The sequence below is a fragment of the Gammaproteobacteria bacterium genome, assembly GCA_013001575.1.
Taxonomy (GTDB): Bacteria; Pseudomonadota; Gammaproteobacteria; order Steroidobacterales; family JABDMI01; genus JABDMI01.
Map to the genome: position 1 here is coordinate 1 of JABDMI010000120.1, position 16,029 is coordinate 16,029.

The window sequence follows — 16,029 nt, forward strand, 5'->3', positions numbered from 1 at the left end:
TGTTTTCCGGATTTGTGTTTTTTGTCTTGGCGTTTCGACTTGGGTGACACCAGATCCGCCAACTCAAAGGCCATTTGTTTTTCCACCATATCCACATCAGTCAAACGCACCTTCACGCGGTCACGTAATTTAAAGGTTTTACCGGCGTGCTCGCCGCGTAACCACTGACGTTCACGGTCATAGTGATAATAGTCATTGTCCAGACTGCTCACATGGATCAAACCTTCAATTTTGTATTCGGGAATCTCCACAAACAAACCAAAGTCTTGCACACTGCTGATGACCGCCTCAAACACTTCACCAACCCGTTCCGACATAAACTCACACTTTAGCCAATCGGTGGCTTCACGGGTCGCATCGTCGGCACGTCGTTCGGTCATGGAGCAATGCACGCCCAGGGTTTCCATTTCCTTGGGGCGATAAGCAAAACTTTTGGGTGCATTACCGCTAATTAAATGCCGAATACCCCGATGCACCAAAAGATCCGGGTAACGGCGTATGGGCGAGGTGAAATGGGCGTAGTTCTCATGCGCGAGGCCAAAATGCCCGATGTTGTCGGGTGAATAAACCGCCCGTTGCATGCTGCGCAATATGACCGTTTCGATCATGTCTTTATCGTCACGCTCTTTGGCTTGCTCCAAGACCTTGGCAAAATGCTTGGCCGTGAGCGTGTTGTAACGTCCCAGACTCAAGCCATGCAGATTCAGGAATTTTGACAACTCCTCCATGCGGTCCATGTCCGGAGACGGATGCACGCGATATAACGTGGACAAATTTTTCTGCCCCAGGAATTTAGCCGCTTCCACATTGGCCGCGATCATGAATTCCTCGATCATTTTGTGGATAGGATTACGCTCGTATAGCAGTATGTCTTTTACTTTGTCGTTTTGATCAAATTCCATTTTGACCTGAGCCATGTCGAAATCCATGGCGCCACGTTTTTTACGTGCCTTGTCAAAGACATGATACAAATCCAGAGCGTTTTGCAAATGCGGCAGCAGGTCTTTGTATTTTTGACGCAGACTTTTTTTGTTCTCCAACAACATCTCGGCAACCTGGTTGTAGGTCAGGCGCGCGTGTGAGTGCATGACCCCCTGGTAAAATTTGGATTTTTTTACCTTGGCCTGATTATCCAGATCGATCTCACACACCATGCACAAACGATCCACAGCCGGGTTCAATGAACACAAACCATTGGACAACTCTTCCGGCAACATGGGCACAACTTTGTTGGCAAAATACACCGAGGTGCCACGCTCGTGCGCTTCTTTATTCAGTTCACTGCCAATTGGCACATAATGGGAAACATCGGCAATTGCCACGATCAACTTCCAGCCGGATCTTTTCTTTTCCACATAAATGGCATCGTCAAAATCTTTGGCATCGGCGCCGTCAATGGTTACCAGAGGCAGATCTCGCAGATCGACCCGCCCTTGTTTATCTTTTTCACTGACCGTGTCGCCCCAGGAGCTGGTTTCAGCTTTGACTTTTTTACTCCAGGTGTACGGCAGACCGTGCGAGAGTATGGCGATCAGTCTTTCCAGTCCCGGATCTTCGGGTTGGCCAAGTATGCGACTGACTTTACCGATCGGTGGATTGACCTTACTCGGGTACTCGATGAGTTTGACCAACACGATCTGGCCGGGCTTGGCGTCCAGGGTATGTTCACCGGCGATAAAAACCGATTGTGAAAAGCGCGAGTTGTCGGGAATCACAAAACGCAGTCCTTTTTCATGCACAAAGCGGCCAACTATTTCTTTGGTCTTGCGCTCCAGCACTTCAACCAAATGACCCTCGGGCCGCCCTCTGCGGTCTTTACCCTTGATACGTACTGCGACCCGATCACCGTGTAAAGCGGATTTCATTTGTCGGTGCGATAAAAACACATCCTGGCTACCATCATCCGGCTTAACAAATCCGAAGCCGTCTTTGTGTCCGATAACCACACCGGGAATGACCGAGATCTTCTCGACCAGACAATAACCCTTGCGACGGTTGCGTAACAGGAATCCATCGCGCTCCATGGCATTCAGGCGTTTACGCAAAGGAATTTTTGCATTGCGCGGCAAATCGAAAGCTTCGATCAATTCTTTGACGCTTAGTGGCCTATCCTCGGCCACAAAAACTTTTTCCAGATATTCTCGACTTGGAATGGGCTTTTCGTATTTCTGTTTTTCGCGCTGGTAGCCCGGATCTTGTTTTTGCCAGTCCTGGTAAAACTTCATATTGTTATTCGCTGAGTGATTATTTGAGCAACATTATATAGGGATGCTTACAAGACATTTCGACTTAAATTTCAAGCAATTACTCTTGAGACGCCGAAAAAATTCATCGTTAGCTTGACTACACAAATCCTGTATATGAGTAAATTGTATGCAAATATGTCATAAATTGTTAACATATTTGGCTTCAGGACAATAAACAAAAATAAACCAGGAGTTTCACATGCAAATCAAGCTATCAAGCTCAGTACATTCCCTGCACCAACACGGTGACCCGGCCGGTAAACGACCCATGCTGCCACAAGACGTGGATGCGGCTGCACAAAAGGCACGTGCATTTGAGATATCCGTGGCAAAAACCGCTTACAACTACATGTTCAGTTATCTTGAACCCTTGTCCATCGGAGCCGATGTGCCCAAGAACGAAAAATTCACCCTGGAATACGAAGCCAAGGTCCTGGAAGTGTTTATCCCCTTAATGGAAAACTTTTTCAGTGTCTTGGTTAATTTGCTGGAAAAAGAGATCGTCAGTGACCTGCCTTCGGGCCTGTTCAAATCCATCGAGGAAGTGAATAAAGTTTTTGATGAGCTTAAACAACAGCACAAAAGTCATAACGCGTTCAAGTTCATTAAAGAGATTGAAGAGATCAAAGAACTCCTGGCCGCCCTGTCCGATCTACCTAATGAGATTGATCTTGCGGTTAAAGGCCTTGAACACATTCCCAAAGACATCAAGCATGTGATCAGCGGCTTGCGCGAAGTCATCGGCGAATTCAAGCAAGAAGGCGTAACCGCATTTTTAAAGAATGCCATTTACGACACTTTGGCATCAGACAGAGATGCGAATTTTTTGTCGCCCAAAAGTGTTGATGAATATGTGGAATTATTTCACAACTTGCCTCTACCACTGAACCTAAAGATCGAGAAAAAAGACTGGATGCCGAAGGCAGAAGAAAAAGAGCTGTGTCAACAGGACTGGTACTTTGGCTATATGCAAATTGCCGGGTTTAATACCAGCATTTTGAAAGGCGTCACTCTGGATCAGCAAAAAAATCGTAAATCACTGGTTTTGTCGGAGTTACTGAGAAAAATGCCCCTCACTGACCAGCAGTTCCAGAGCGTAAGTGGTGAAGCCACACTCACACTCGAGGATGCGGCCAGAGCCGGTCATTTGTACGCGGTCGATTACGCGATGTTTGAAGGCATACCCGGAAGCGAACTGCATGATCAGAAACGTTATCCGTGTGCACCAATTGCCTTGTTTTACTGGAACGCACATCCTCCAGCCGGATTCCCGCCATCGGGCGCCTTACAACCAATCGCCATTCAGTTGGGACAAACGCATAACAGTGAAAACACGCCGGTATTCACCCCCAATGACTGCACCAATAATAACGACCACAATGGTGTGAAATGGAAGATCGCCAAATTCATGGTACAAAACACCTGCGCCATCCAGCATGAAACGGTTGCGCATCTTGGTGCCTGTCACCTGACGGTTGAACCCATGATCATTGCCTCCAATCGCCAATTTGCCTGCGATCACCCTTTGCTGGTCTTACTCAAACCGCATTTTCGCTTTACCCTTGAGATCAATGACAGTGCCTTGCACAGTCTGGTGGTGCCCGGCGGTGTGGTAAATTCGGTACTCTCCACTGGCATTGTCGGGAGCGCCGAACTCATTGTGGACGCTTTCAATAAATGGCGCTTCGATGACCAGTTTCCGGATCGCTTGTTTAAAGATCGCGCCGTGTCAGAAGACGAACTGAGCAGTTTCCCGTTTCGTGAAGACACCCTGGACCTCTGGAGTGCGATCAACAAATACGTGCGTGAATATCTGGAACTCTATTACACCGGTGACAATAATGCCGAGCGCAGCCAGAAAATGCTGAATGACTATGAGCTACAGAACTGGGTGAATGAAATGACCAACCCCAAATACGCCGCGGTCAAAGGCATGCGCGGACTCACTGAAACCGGCGACCCTGAAAAACCGTATCAGTTAGACGATTTTGATTATTTTGTGAAACTGGTGTCCTTGATCATTTACACCGGAAGTGCCCAGCACGCCAGTGTGAACTACGCACAGTTCCCGTTGATGTCTTATTTACCCAGCGTCTCAGGCACTGCCTATCGCAAACCGCCGAGTAAAAGCGAAACCCTTGAAGACAACAGCTATCTGGAATGGTTGCCACCCCTGGATGTGGCTTTGTACCAGATGACCTTTGGATATTTACTCAGCGGTGTGCAATTTGACACCTTGGGATACTTTACCAATAACAATCGCAAACCGTACTTCACCGACCCGAGAGTGCAAAGAGTGTTAGCCGATTTCCAGCTGGATTTGAAAAAAATCGAAGTCGAGATTCACAAACGTAATGACAGCAGACCGTTTATATACAATTTGCAATTACCGTCAATAGTGCCAAACAGCATCAGTATCTAGTAGAATGTTTAGCATACTAATAATTGATCGCTACCACCATTGGAACACGTTTGAATAGCTTGCAAAGCAGGAATAATAATAACCTACAAATCGTCATAACCCTGTTGCTCGCTATATTGGCAGGCATCCTATCGCCCGCGTTGTTTGCAACTGATGCGATAACAATAGATCTTGGTCTCCTTGAAGATGGCCAGACTACGGGTGATTCGTACATCTACCTGACCGATAGTTCGCAAACACTCACTTTGCAAGACGTGTTGTGGTCGAAACAATGGAACACGCCACAAGCCGGTATAACCAATCGCGGCCCGGGAAAAGACGTGACCTGGATGCGTTTCAGTTTGCACAACCCAGAGCAGGAAACTCGAGAAATTATTCTCGAATATGTGGACCCGGCCGCTGAGCAAATTGACCTTTACTCTTTTACCAGCGGCGAAGACAGCAATATTGTTACGCAAAATTTTACCTATAAGCAAGCCGTAGATACACGCCCTGTGGCTTTTTACCGACCAGCCTTCCAATTGAGTATCGGTCCGGAAAAACAGGTGGAAGTGCTCATTCGTATTCTGCCCGGCAATGATTTCCTCATGCACAGTTTCTCATCATTTCGTATCTGGCATACACCGGCATTTGATCAATACACACACAAAGAATTATCTTTACTGATTATTCTGTTGTGTGCGGAAATCTTTATGGGTCTCGCAACAATCATTTTGTTTTTGATCTTGCGACAAAAGATCTTTTTGTACTACGCATTTTTTGCCTTCACGGCGGCTTCACTATTTGCCGCCTTCAGCGGACTTTGGCAGTACTTCATTGCCCAAAACCATTATGAGTTGTGGATGGTTGTATTCCAGATCAGTCTCTGTCAAGTGGCGTCGATCTTGTTTGTGCGGGAATTTCTGCAAACCAAGATACACATGCCAAACATAGATCTGCTCTTGCTTGCCGCACTGGGACTGGAAGTGCTCGGGATGATCTTGAATGTATTTGGCCAGCCCTACCTGTCCAGAGTAATTATCGACTTCACTGCGATTGGCTATTTCATCTTAATACCGGTTGGCCTGATCGCCCATCGAAAAGGTGTCCCGCATGCCTTATTATTCACCGCCAGCTGGATCGTGTTTATCGTAGGCATGGCAATGGCTTCAGCGCGTTTACGTGGCTATATCCCCGATTCCTTTACCTCTCAATGGTTAATTTACATCGGTGGATTCGTCGAGATCTCACTTTTGGCCACCATCATGATCTTGTCTGTACGCAGACTCGAACAGGAGAAACGTCTGGCTGAAAGCCGGTATCGTCAGGGTTTGCTACAAGCCGCTGATGAGCTTTCGGTTAAGGTCGAAGAACAAACCCGTCTGTTAGAAGTTGCCAAAGAAAAAGCGGAAGCCGAAGCACGTATTGATCTGTTAACCGGGCTAAGTAACCGTCGCGCCTTTATGGAAGCCATCAAACAATTCATGGCGAGAGCTAATCGCAATAATGTTAAAAAACTTTATCTGGGCATTATTGATCTGGATCATTTCAAGAACATTAACGACACCTACGGGCATTCAGCTGGCGATGCGGTGTTGCGCAAGATGGGGCGAGTGTTCAAAGAAACCGTACGCGAAGTTGACGTGGTCTCACGCATAGGCGGGGAAGAGTTTGCAGTGATCATGGAAAGCGCAAACCCCACCGGTGTTATAGAATTATGCGAGCGTTTACGTCATACCGTCGAACACACAGTGACCGTATTTGATAAGCAGGAAATCAAAGTTACGATTTCGATGGGCCTTGCACAATACGAACCCGGTAACAAGATTGATAAACTCATGCGTAAAGCCGATAAAACCTTGTACCTGGCAAAACTCCAGGGACGCAACCAGGTTTTGTTGCACGGTCAAAGTTAAAGCGTCAGCGCCATACTTTCCTTGATCGATTCGATCACTACGCTACTGGTTGATTCTTGCACCCCCGCAATGCTTAACAGGTCACTTTCCAGGAATTTTCGATAGGCGTCCATATCAGAAACCCGCGCCTTGATGGTAAAATCGTAATTACCGGTAACCAGATAGCACTCCTGTACTTGCGGCAAATTCAAAACCGCCTTGCGAAATTTTTCAAAACTGTTTTTAATGCTTCGGTCCAGTCGGACCTGCACCAAAACCACCATAGACGCGTTGAGTTTTTTGGGATTAAGAATGGCCGTATAAGCACTGATGTATCCATCCCGTTCGAGACGTTTTATTCGCTCAATACACGGGCTGGTGGTCAAACCAACCTGATTGGCCAGTTCTGAGTATTTGATGCGCCCGTTTTCCTGTAAAGCCTTTAATATTTTTAGGTCGGTCTTTCCTAGGGAGATATCTTTCATAAGCAGTAATATTTTTGGATAATGCTTACATATTACAGAAATATTATTGTTTAAAGTGCGATTTTTCCATTATTTCAGTGAAAAGTCAGTTCGTAATGAATCTACAATAGTAGCAATTAAAACCATAACCAGGGATTAGAAAATGCTGATCGGTGTACCTAAAGAAATTAAGAACCACGAATATCGGGCCGGCCTAACGCCCTCCTCTGTACTTGAATTGACCCAGCGTGGTCATCACGTAATCGTGCAAACCCAAACCGGTATTGGCATTGGCCTTGACGACGCGGAGTATGAAAAAGCCGGTGCAAGCATTGTTAGCACGGCCAAAGAAATATTTGAACGCAGCGAAATGATCGTCAAGGTTAAAGAACCGCAACCCGATGAATGCAAAATGCTTAGCAGTGGCCAGGTTTTGTTCACGTATTTGCATTTAGCCCCGGATGAACTTCAAACGCGTTTATTAGTTGAATCAGGCGTTACCGCAATTGCCTATGAAACGGTAACCGGACCCGACAACTCATTACCATTGTTAGCCCCCATGAGTGAAGTTGCCGGACGTTTGGCGATTCAGGCAGGCGCACACGCCCTGGAAAAAGCCCAGGGTGGTAACGGCACTCTACTCGGTGGCGTAACCGGCGTGGCCCCCGCCAAGGTTTTGATCATCGGGGGAGGCGTCGTCGGCACGAACGCCGCGCAAATTGCTACTGGCATGGGTGCAGACGTGACTTTGCTGGATCGCTCGTTATCACGGCTTAGTCAGCTGGACAATGAACTGCAGGGACGCGTGAAATGTTTGTATTCCACCGCCCAGGCCATCGAAAAATACGCCCTAAGAGCCGATATGGTGGTTGGAGCGGTTTTACTGCCAGGTGCCAAAGCGCCTAAATTGATTGACCGCGACCTGATCAGCCGGATGAGCGCCGGATCGGTACTGGTGGACGTTGCAATTGATCAAGGCGGCTGTTTTGAAACATCCAAACCGACCACACATCAAGAGCCCACCTACATCGTGGACGATGTTGTGCATTACTGTGTAGCCAATATGCCAGGCGCTGTGCCACGCACGTCAACCTTTGCGTTGAATAACGCTACCCTGCCTTTCACACTGGCGCTTGCCGACAAAGGCTTCAAGCAGGCTATTCGTGACGATCAGAATTTACTGCAAGGCTTAAATGTGCACGCCGGAAAGGTGACCTATCAAGCCGTAGCCGAAGTGTGGGATTACGACTATGTGGATGCACTGAGCGCAATTGCCTAAAGGAATTAAAATCAGTCATTTATACTGTGTGTGACATGAAGCATTCAGACATCGAAAAACGCTCCGGCAAACGCATCAACGTATCTGAACAGATCGATGAGTTGCAGGAGCACTTCGAAGACATTCTTGAGCATCAGCACAGCCAACAACAGACTCCGGAACAGCAAGCCCAGGAAAAACACTGGGATCTGGCCAGTTCTATTCTGGATCTGGTTGAATTGCATCGTACTGACGGCAATCCTGATGAAGCCGTGGAACAACTGCTGGTACTCAAAGACCTGTTCAACACACATAGCGATTGGAAAAATCTCGGAATCGGCAAAGTCGCCATCGAAGAAGCGTTCCGGTTGGCGCAATCGACCACGGATAAAAAAACCGCTCGACGAGCATTCAAGATCGGACGTACATGGCATAAGCAGAGTGATGCGATCACCCTAGGGGCGTTGGAAGTTGCAGTCTCGGCCGCCGAGAATGCCAAACACACTTTTTACAAGGTCTGGTATACGCGTTTATTGAAAAAAGAGAATCAACGCATTAATGCGAAATACCGATAAGGAGTTCTTTGATAATTTAACTCACCTGTATTAACCGCACAATATTGCTAATCTTTATTTTGTCGCGTTTGTACGAGACAACATTTTGACTGCATAAAAAAGGCAGTAGCGCATTGCCACTGCCTTGATTTGATGTTGTTGGTCTTAATACCGCTTGTGATTAAGCGGCTTGTTCAGAATTACGAGGATGCTCGATCACATTCGGATTGGAACCGATTTCGATCTTGCGGGGTTTCATGGCTTCCGGTATACGCTTGAACAATTGAATGGTCAATAAGCCATTGTTCAGATCGGCGCCGGTGACTTCCACATGATCGGCCAGATTAAACTTGCGTTCAAAGGTGCGATGCGCAATACCTTTGTGCAAAAAGTTTCGTTCTTCAGCGTCTTCGCTGTGCTTTTTGCCGCGAATGCTTAGCACGCCTTTTTCCAGTTGAAGGTCGAGTTCGTCACGCTCAAAACCGGCCACAGCCAGAGTGATGGCGTATTGATTTTCATCCAGCACTTCGATGTCATACGGCGGGTAGCCGCTGGAAGACTGGTCGCTACGTAGTGACGCATCCAGTAAACTCGCCAAACGGTCAAAGCCGATACTGCTACGGTACAAAGGGGATAGATCTAGTGTTTTCATTTCAATTTTCTCCAAAATATTCTTCAAAAGAAGCAATAAAGTTAATAAATAACAACAATCTCTCGGAGACTTGTTGTTACTGTACTAAATGGAGGTTAATTGAATTATTTCAAGGGTTTTTGCTAGGCAAACGGATGTTTCAGGACTATGGTTTCAACCCGGTCCGGACCGGTAGAAATGATATCGATGGGTACCCCGACCAGCTCTTCTATGCGGCTTAAGTAATTTTTAGCCGCTTGCGGCAAAGCGGCGTATTCGGTCACACCCACCGTGGATTCCTTCCAGCCAGGCAATTCTTCGTACACCGGTTCGCATTGGCTGAAATTATCCGCACCCGATGGCGGGTGAGCCACTTCAACACCGTCGATCTTGTAACCGACAGCTATGTTTAACTTATCCAGGCCATCCAAAACATCCAGTTTGGTGACACACAAGCCGCTCACTGAATTATTAATGATGGAACGTCTTAATGCGACTGCATCAAACCACCCACAGCGTCGCGGGCGTCCGGTTGTCGCGCCAAATTCGTGTCCGACGCGTGCCAGGTGCTCGCCCATTTCATCAAACAATTCTGTCGGGAACGGTCCGGAACCAACGCGTGTGGTGTAGGCTTTCACAATGCCGACCACATGGTCAAAATAGCGAGGACCCAGACCAGAACCGGTGGCCGCACCCCCTGCGGTGGTATTTGACGAGGTCACAAACGGGTAAGTGCCGTGATCGATGTCCAGTAAAGCGCCTTGTGCCCCTTCAAACAGAATATTCTCGCCCTTCTCGCGATACTCGTTCAACAAGGCCGTGGTGTCTGTGACCATGGAACGGATCTGCTCGGCGAATGCCATACACTCGTCCAGGGTTTTTTGGAAATCCACGGCCTCTGCTTTGTAATAGTTCTGCAACATGAAATTGTGCAGATCCATGACTTCCCCCAACTTGGCGGCAAATTTTTCACGCGCGTAGAGATCACCAATGCGTAAAGCCCTGCGTGCTGCTTTGTCTTCGTAAGCGGGGCCAATACCGCGACCCGTGGTGCCGATCTTGTTCACCCCACGAGCCCGTTCGCGTGCTTGATCCAGGGCGACATGGGATGGCAGGATGATCGGGCAGGCGTCACTAATGAGTAAGCGTTCACGAGCCGGTACGCCACTGGCTTCCACACCTTCGATCTCTTTGATCAAGTCGGGCAAGGAGATCACAACCCCGTTACCTATCACGCATTTCACATTGTCGCGTAAGACCCCGGACGGGATCAGGTGCAGAACCGTTTTTTGACCATCGATCACCAAAGTGTGGCCGGCATTATGGCCGCCTTGAAAACGGGCCACGGCGGTGGCTTTATCCGTCAGCAGATCAACGATCTTGCCTTTGCCCTCATCGCCCCATTGCGTGCCGATTACAATGACATTCTTGCCCATGATTCCCTCGTTTGATTATTGTGTACTTGGATAGTGGAATTGCTTATATCCGATATTATAAATTGTTTGAGCACGGCTTTGAGTACGTTGTCTTAAGAATTGATCAGGAAAAACACAGCTGCGCCACTCATCAGCATTAACATGCCAATTCGCCGAATGGTGGTGTCTTCAAATTCAAGCATGGTACGTAAGTAGTCCTTGAATGCTTTAGGGCTTAGAAAAGGCAACAGCCCTTCAATTATCAAGACCAAGGCCAGTACGGCCCAAAAATTATTGGCTTGCATGTTCTAATACCACCGGTTTTTATAAGGGTTAAAACGCAACGAGCTCAAGATCGCTCTTAAGCCCGTTTTTTCTGCACAGGGAGTTCTTGCTTAATTTTCGATGGAATCGCCCAGGTATTCAAAGAACTCGCTGTCCGGACTCAAGACCATGATGTCGTTACCGTTACCGATGGCTTTGCGATAAGCCTCGAGGCTGCGATAAAAATTATAAAACTCACGATTCTTTTCAAAGGCCTTGGCGTAGATCTCGGTCGCTTTCGCATCGCCTTCACCGCGAATGATCTCGGCATCGCGGTAGGCTTCCGCGAGAATTACGGTACGTTCACGTTCAGCCGACGCACGTATTTTTTCAGCTTCTTCTTCACCTTCCGCTCGTAACTTGGTGGCTACCCGTTTACGCTCTTGACGCATACGTTCGAAAGCATCGCCGATAACTTCATCGGGCAAATCCAGGCGCTTGATACGGATATCGATAACCTCTACACCCAGTTCATTGGCGGTTATGGTGGCGCGGGCAAACATTTCCTGCATGATCTCGGTGCGGTCGGCTGATACCGCCTCTTGTACCGTTAATTTTGCGAATTCGCCACGCAAACCATCCTTGATAATATCCAGTAAACGGTTTGAACCCGTGTTTTCATTGCCATTGGTGGCAATATAGAATTGCGATACGTCTTTGATCCGCCATTTCACGAAAAAATCCACGATCAGGTTTTTCTTTTCATTGGTCAGGAACCGGTCTGCGGCATTATCGATAGTCAGAATCCGGTCATCAAAACGACGTAGGTTTTCAATGAACGGGTATTTGAATGCCAGTCCAGGCTCGTAGTTCGCTTCGACAATTTTACCAAAACGTAATTTAACCACTTTCTCGGTTTCATCCACAGCAAAAAAACACTGACTCAACAATAAGCCAAGAAAAAATAATGGAATTAGATAACTTTGGAGTTTATTCATCAGTTGCCCCCTCGTGTATTCGGACGCTCGCGTGGCGAATAGTCCGAACGGCTGGGTAAATTCTTTTGAGCCTGCGGTACTACATCACGTGACTCGTTATAACTCTCGGTAGATCTATTATTTTTATTGATCAACTGGTCAACCGGCAAATACACCAGATTACCACTGCCTTTAGAGTCCATAATGACTTTACCGGTGTTGCCATAAACCTCTTCAGCGGTTTCCAGATACAGGCGTTTGCGGGTAACTTCGGGTGCTTTTTCATACTCCACCAGGAGTTGTTCAAAACGCGATGCTTCACCCTGGGCATCGGCAATTTCCCGCTGTTTATACGCGCTGGCATCTTCCAGGCGTTTACCGGCTTCACCGCGTGATTTCGGGACAATATCGTTGGCGTAGGTTTCGGCGGCAAAAATTGCCGTTTCCTTGTCTTCACGAGCACGGATGGCATCTTGAACCGCATCATTCACTTCTTGTGGAAAATTCGCGTCCACCAGGTTTACCGTTAATACGCGCAGACCTATGTCATAGCCATCCAGGGTTTCCTGGATCTTGCTACGTGTGGTTTCCGAGATGACCGCACGGCCTTCGGTAATAATAAAGTCGAGGATATTCTTTCCGACGATTTCACGAATCGCACTTTGGCTAACTTCTAGCAAAGTGGTTTCCTGTGAGCGCACATTGAACAGGAATTTGACCGGATCACTAACCTGATACTGTACGTTCAGATCCACGTCTACAATATTCTCATCCTGAGTCAGCATGATCTTGTCAAAGGTTTTTTCCCGAACTCTGTCCACATTGACTTTGGTTATGGTTTCAATCGGTTTTGGCACATGCCAATGCAAACCGGGATCGGTGGTTCGGGTGTATTCGCCAAAACGTTTAACAATGCCTTTTTCGGCTTGATCGACTTTGTAGAAACCGGTAGCGGCCCACATTACCAATAAAAGTCCTAACAGCAACCCGAACTGCGGCATGCCGGATGACGCATTTTTGCCATTGCCACCTTTGCCACCGCCGCCAAAGAATTTTTTCAGTTTATCCTGAAGTTCTTTAGCCATTTGATCCAGCTCATCCTGCTGGTTCTTTTTGCCACCCTGTTTCCAGGGATCTTTATCATTGGGATCTTGCCAAGCCATAAGGGCCTCTACTCGTTGTGAGTGATTAAATAAAAGTGAGTCATGCATTGTAGTGACCGCTTGCACTGCAAACAAGCCCGAGCGCGAAATATCCGCCCAGATCGCTAGCGATTTAGGCTAACTTGCAAATACCTTGCTCTTCATACTGGATGTATGGGGCATTTCGACAAAATTCAAGCGCTTGTCCGTGAGTGCGTGCTTTTTGCAAAATTGCTTAAAACCTATACGATTCATCTGGATATTGATCAGCCAGTCACCGTTCTCGTTCACGCTGTCCGAATGTACCGCACCAATTTGATACAAGGCGGAGCGGACGGCCCCTTGCTTTGCCGACAAGCGCAGCTCACCACAAATATGGTATTCGGCAAATTGATCGATCAATGCGCGGTGCAAAGCATCCAGACCTTCGCGTCGTAAAGCCGACAACCAGACACTGGCGGCGTGTGCAGATGGGCCATTTGACTGAGCGGGTTGATAGCCGGGTGATTTGCCCATGCGATCAATTTTGTTGTACACCAGAATTTGCGGCACGTCGGCCGCCCCCACTTCCTCCAATACTTCGTTCACCTGTTCAGCCCGTTCAATGTGTTGCGGGTCACTGTTATCGAGCACATGCAACAAAACATCGGCATCGCGCGTTTCTTGCAAGGTTGAGCGAAACGCCGCCACCAGTTCGTGCGGCAGATCGCGTACAAAACCAACGGTGTCGGCGAGAACCACCGAAAAATTTGGCAATAACTGCAATTGCCGCAAGGTCGGGTCCAGGGTTGCAAACAATTGATCTGCCACATAGACCTCTGAGCGGGTAAGGGCGTTAAATAAAGTGGATTTACCGGCGTTGGTGTAGCCCACCAATGCTACGGTTGGAACGTCAGCACGTTGTCGGGTGTTACGCCCCAGATCGCGTTGTGCAGTGACCTTGTTGAGCTTGCGGTTTAAGGATTTAATGCGCAGATTCAAAAGACGTCGATCAGTCTCCAGCTGGGTTTCACCCGGTCCGCGTAATCCAATCCCACCTTTTTGTCGCTCAAGGTGGGTCCAGCCACGCACCAGTCGAGTGGACAAATGTTTTAACTGAGCCAACTCAACTTGTAACTTGCCTTCAAAACTTCGGGCACGTTGCGCAAAGATATCCAGGATCAGCCCGGCTCTGTCTAAAACACGACACGACCATTGTTTTTCCAGATTACGTTCTTGTGACGGGGACAGCATGGCATTCACTAATACCAGTTCAGCACAATGCTGTTTGACCAATTGCTTGATCTGTTCAACTTTGCCACTGCCCAAATAATACCGGGCATTGGGGTGGCGCAAATTGACTTTTTCTTCCGCCACAATTTCACCGCCAGCCGACTTGGCCAGCAAGGCAAACTCTTCAACTTCATCTGAAGATATTTTATTACTGCTTGCATGTTGCTGGTTGAGATGCACCAACAGCACAGATTCACCATCTGTGTTTCGCACGCCGGGACGGTCTATGAATGATTCAACCAAAACAATTTACATGAGGATTAATGGAAATAAAATAATATGGGATGCGTTTTATCCATTTTGAATTATAGACAAACCGGAATTCGCCAGTAGCGAAATCCGACTCGAATCATATGAAATTTAAACAGGTATTCTTAATCTGTCGCTGTATCAATAGCCACAGCGTCATCTGCGTCAAGTTCTTCGTCCGGGTTTTGTGGATTAAAGCGCGGCAACTGTACGGCGCGCGATGGAACCACGGTGGAGATGGCGTGCTTGTACACCATTTGATTAACACTGTTGCGTAACAACACCACAAACTGGTCAAAGGATTCAATTTGGCCTTGCAATTTAATTCCATTGATCAGATAAATAGAAACCGGAATACGGTCTTTTCGCAAAATATTTAAAAACGGGTCTTGAAGATTGTGCGCGCGTGACATTTGAAACTCCTTATGCGATATGTTTAATATCTGTAATTTTTATACTTACCCGTTCCTGTAGGGCATATTTGTGTATACGCAGAGGTATTTGTATTTATTTATATGTAGCAAACTCAAAATTATTATAGCAATTTTGTGAACAAGTGTTTGATTTATACAAGTAAATTTGCCTTATTGTTAAGTGAGCTTAAGTGATTGAATATTCTTAGATTCATTCTCATTATTTGTGGAACCCTGCTCATTAAAAAATATTTCAATAATATTTATAGGATGTTTTCCAACCAACTATCGCATTTGGCGTGTATGTCTGGTGCATAGGCATCAAAGGTTTGTAAACCGGGCATTTTGCGCAACCAGGTTAGCTGGCGCTTTGCCAATTGTCGGGTGGCGTAAATGCCCTTGAGTATGGCGTCTTCTAAGGGTTCCCCATCGAGCAGATGAGCAAGGAGTTGACGATAACCCACTGCGCGCATTGATGGAGCATCTCGAACAAACGCATTATCCCGAACCAGTGCCCTGACCTCTTCTAAAAAACCTTTACTTATCATTTGCTTAAAGCGTTTTTCTATAGCCTTATGTAACTCTGCACGATCCTCTGGCACCAAGGCAATTTTAATAAATTCAAAACCATTTTCAGCACTTGATTGGGTAGCGTGCAAACTTGTCAGGGTTTGTCCGCTCACATGAAACACCTCAAGGGCTCTTTGGATGCGTTGCGAGTCTGTGGGTTTGATACGGCTCGCACTGTCGGGATCGATGGCCAGCAATTCCGCATGCAATGCCGGCCAGCCATGCTTTTCCGCCCGGCGTTCCAAGGCATCACGATATTCCTGATCGGCGCCTGGCAT

Annotated in this window: 14 protein-coding genes; 4 read left to right on the top strand and 10 right to left on the bottom strand. The window is 47.3% G+C overall.

Features of this window, described 5'->3' with window-relative positions; genetic code table 11:
- The coding region (rnr, locus tag HKN88_09465) for a ribonuclease R (GenBank protein ID NNC98284.1) at positions 1 to 2,225 on the bottom strand (2,225 nt) is incomplete at its 3' end.
- Between the two features lie 220 nt (positions 2,226 to 2,445).
- On the opposite strand from rnr, the gene HKN88_09470 reads away from it, so the two are divergent.
- Positions 2,446 to 4,668: an arachidonate 15-lipoxygenase gene (locus HKN88_09470; protein ID NNC98285.1), complete on the top strand. Its 2,223-nt coding sequence runs from the start codon at positions 2,446 to 2,448 to the stop codon at positions 4,666 to 4,668.
- 116 nt (positions 4,669 to 4,784) lie between these two features.
- Positions 4,785 to 6,563, top strand: coding sequence for a GGDEF domain-containing protein (locus tag HKN88_09475; protein ID NNC98286.1), 1,779 nt, complete (start codon positions 4,785 to 4,787; stop codon positions 6,561 to 6,563).
- Here HKN88_09475 and HKN88_09480 read toward each other — a convergent pair.
- Positions 6,560 to 7,027, bottom strand: a complete 468-nt coding sequence (locus HKN88_09480; protein ID NNC98287.1) for a winged helix-turn-helix transcriptional regulator — start codon at positions 7,025 to 7,027, stop codon at positions 6,560 to 6,562. The genes HKN88_09475 and HKN88_09480 overlap by 4 nt on opposite strands.
- Positions 7,028 to 7,169: 142 nt before the next feature.
- On the opposite strand from HKN88_09480, the gene ald reads away from it, so the two are divergent.
- Complete coding sequence (gene ald / locus HKN88_09485; GenBank protein NNC98288.1) at positions 7,170 to 8,285, top strand: alanine dehydrogenase; 1,116 nt, start codon at positions 7,170 to 7,172, stop codon at positions 8,283 to 8,285.
- Positions 8,286 to 8,320: 35 nt separating this feature from the next.
- A complete protein-coding gene (locus HKN88_09490) occupies positions 8,321 to 8,839 on the top strand; it encodes a hypothetical protein (protein NNC98289.1) in 519 nt (172 codons plus the stop codon).
- A gap of 160 nt (positions 8,840 to 8,999) precedes the next feature.
- Here the strand turns inward: HKN88_09490 and HKN88_09495 are convergent, their stop codons facing one another.
- The 8 genes from HKN88_09495 to miaA all read right to left on the bottom strand — a co-directional run.
- Complete coding sequence (locus tag HKN88_09495) at positions 9,000 to 9,470, bottom strand: Hsp20 family protein (GenBank protein ID NNC98290.1); 471 nt, start codon at positions 9,468 to 9,470, stop codon at positions 9,000 to 9,002.
- A 122-nt stretch (positions 9,471 to 9,592) separates the two neighbouring features.
- Positions 9,593 to 10,885, bottom strand: coding sequence for an adenylosuccinate synthase (locus HKN88_09500; GenBank protein NNC98291.1), 1,293 nt, complete (start codon positions 10,883 to 10,885; stop codon positions 9,593 to 9,595).
- A gap of 92 nt (positions 10,886 to 10,977) precedes the next feature.
- Positions 10,978 to 11,169 carry a DUF2065 domain-containing protein gene (locus tag HKN88_09505; GenBank protein NNC98292.1) on the bottom strand — a complete coding sequence of 64 codons (192 nt, stop codon included), beginning with the start codon at positions 11,167 to 11,169 and terminating at the stop codon, positions 10,978 to 10,980.
- Between the two features lie 90 nt (positions 11,170 to 11,259).
- Positions 11,260 to 12,126 (bottom strand): protease modulator HflC, encoded by an 867-nt coding sequence (gene hflC / locus HKN88_09510; GenBank protein NNC98293.1) that lies wholly within the window; start codon positions 12,124 to 12,126, stop codon positions 11,260 to 11,262.
- Entirely contained in the window at positions 12,126 to 13,268 is a 1,143-nt protein-coding gene (hflK, locus tag HKN88_09515; protein NNC98294.1) for an FtsH protease activity modulator HflK, read from the bottom strand. The genes hflC and hflK overlap by 1 nt, the downstream gene beginning before the upstream one ends.
- A gap of 117 nt (positions 13,269 to 13,385) precedes the next feature.
- Positions 13,386 to 14,732 carry a GTPase HflX gene (hflX, locus tag HKN88_09520; GenBank protein ID NNC98295.1) on the bottom strand — a complete coding sequence of 449 codons (1,347 nt, stop codon included), beginning with the start codon at positions 14,730 to 14,732 and terminating at the stop codon, positions 13,386 to 13,388.
- A gap of 161 nt (positions 14,733 to 14,893) precedes the next feature.
- Positions 14,894 to 15,181 (bottom strand): RNA chaperone Hfq, encoded by a 288-nt coding sequence (gene hfq, locus HKN88_09525; GenBank protein ID NNC98296.1) that lies wholly within the window; start codon positions 15,179 to 15,181, stop codon positions 14,894 to 14,896.
- Between the two features lie 263 nt (positions 15,182 to 15,444).
- Positions 15,445 to 16,029: tRNA (adenosine(37)-N6)-dimethylallyltransferase MiaA (gene miaA, locus HKN88_09530; protein NNC98297.1), on the bottom strand; the 585-nt coding region annotated here is incomplete at its 5' end.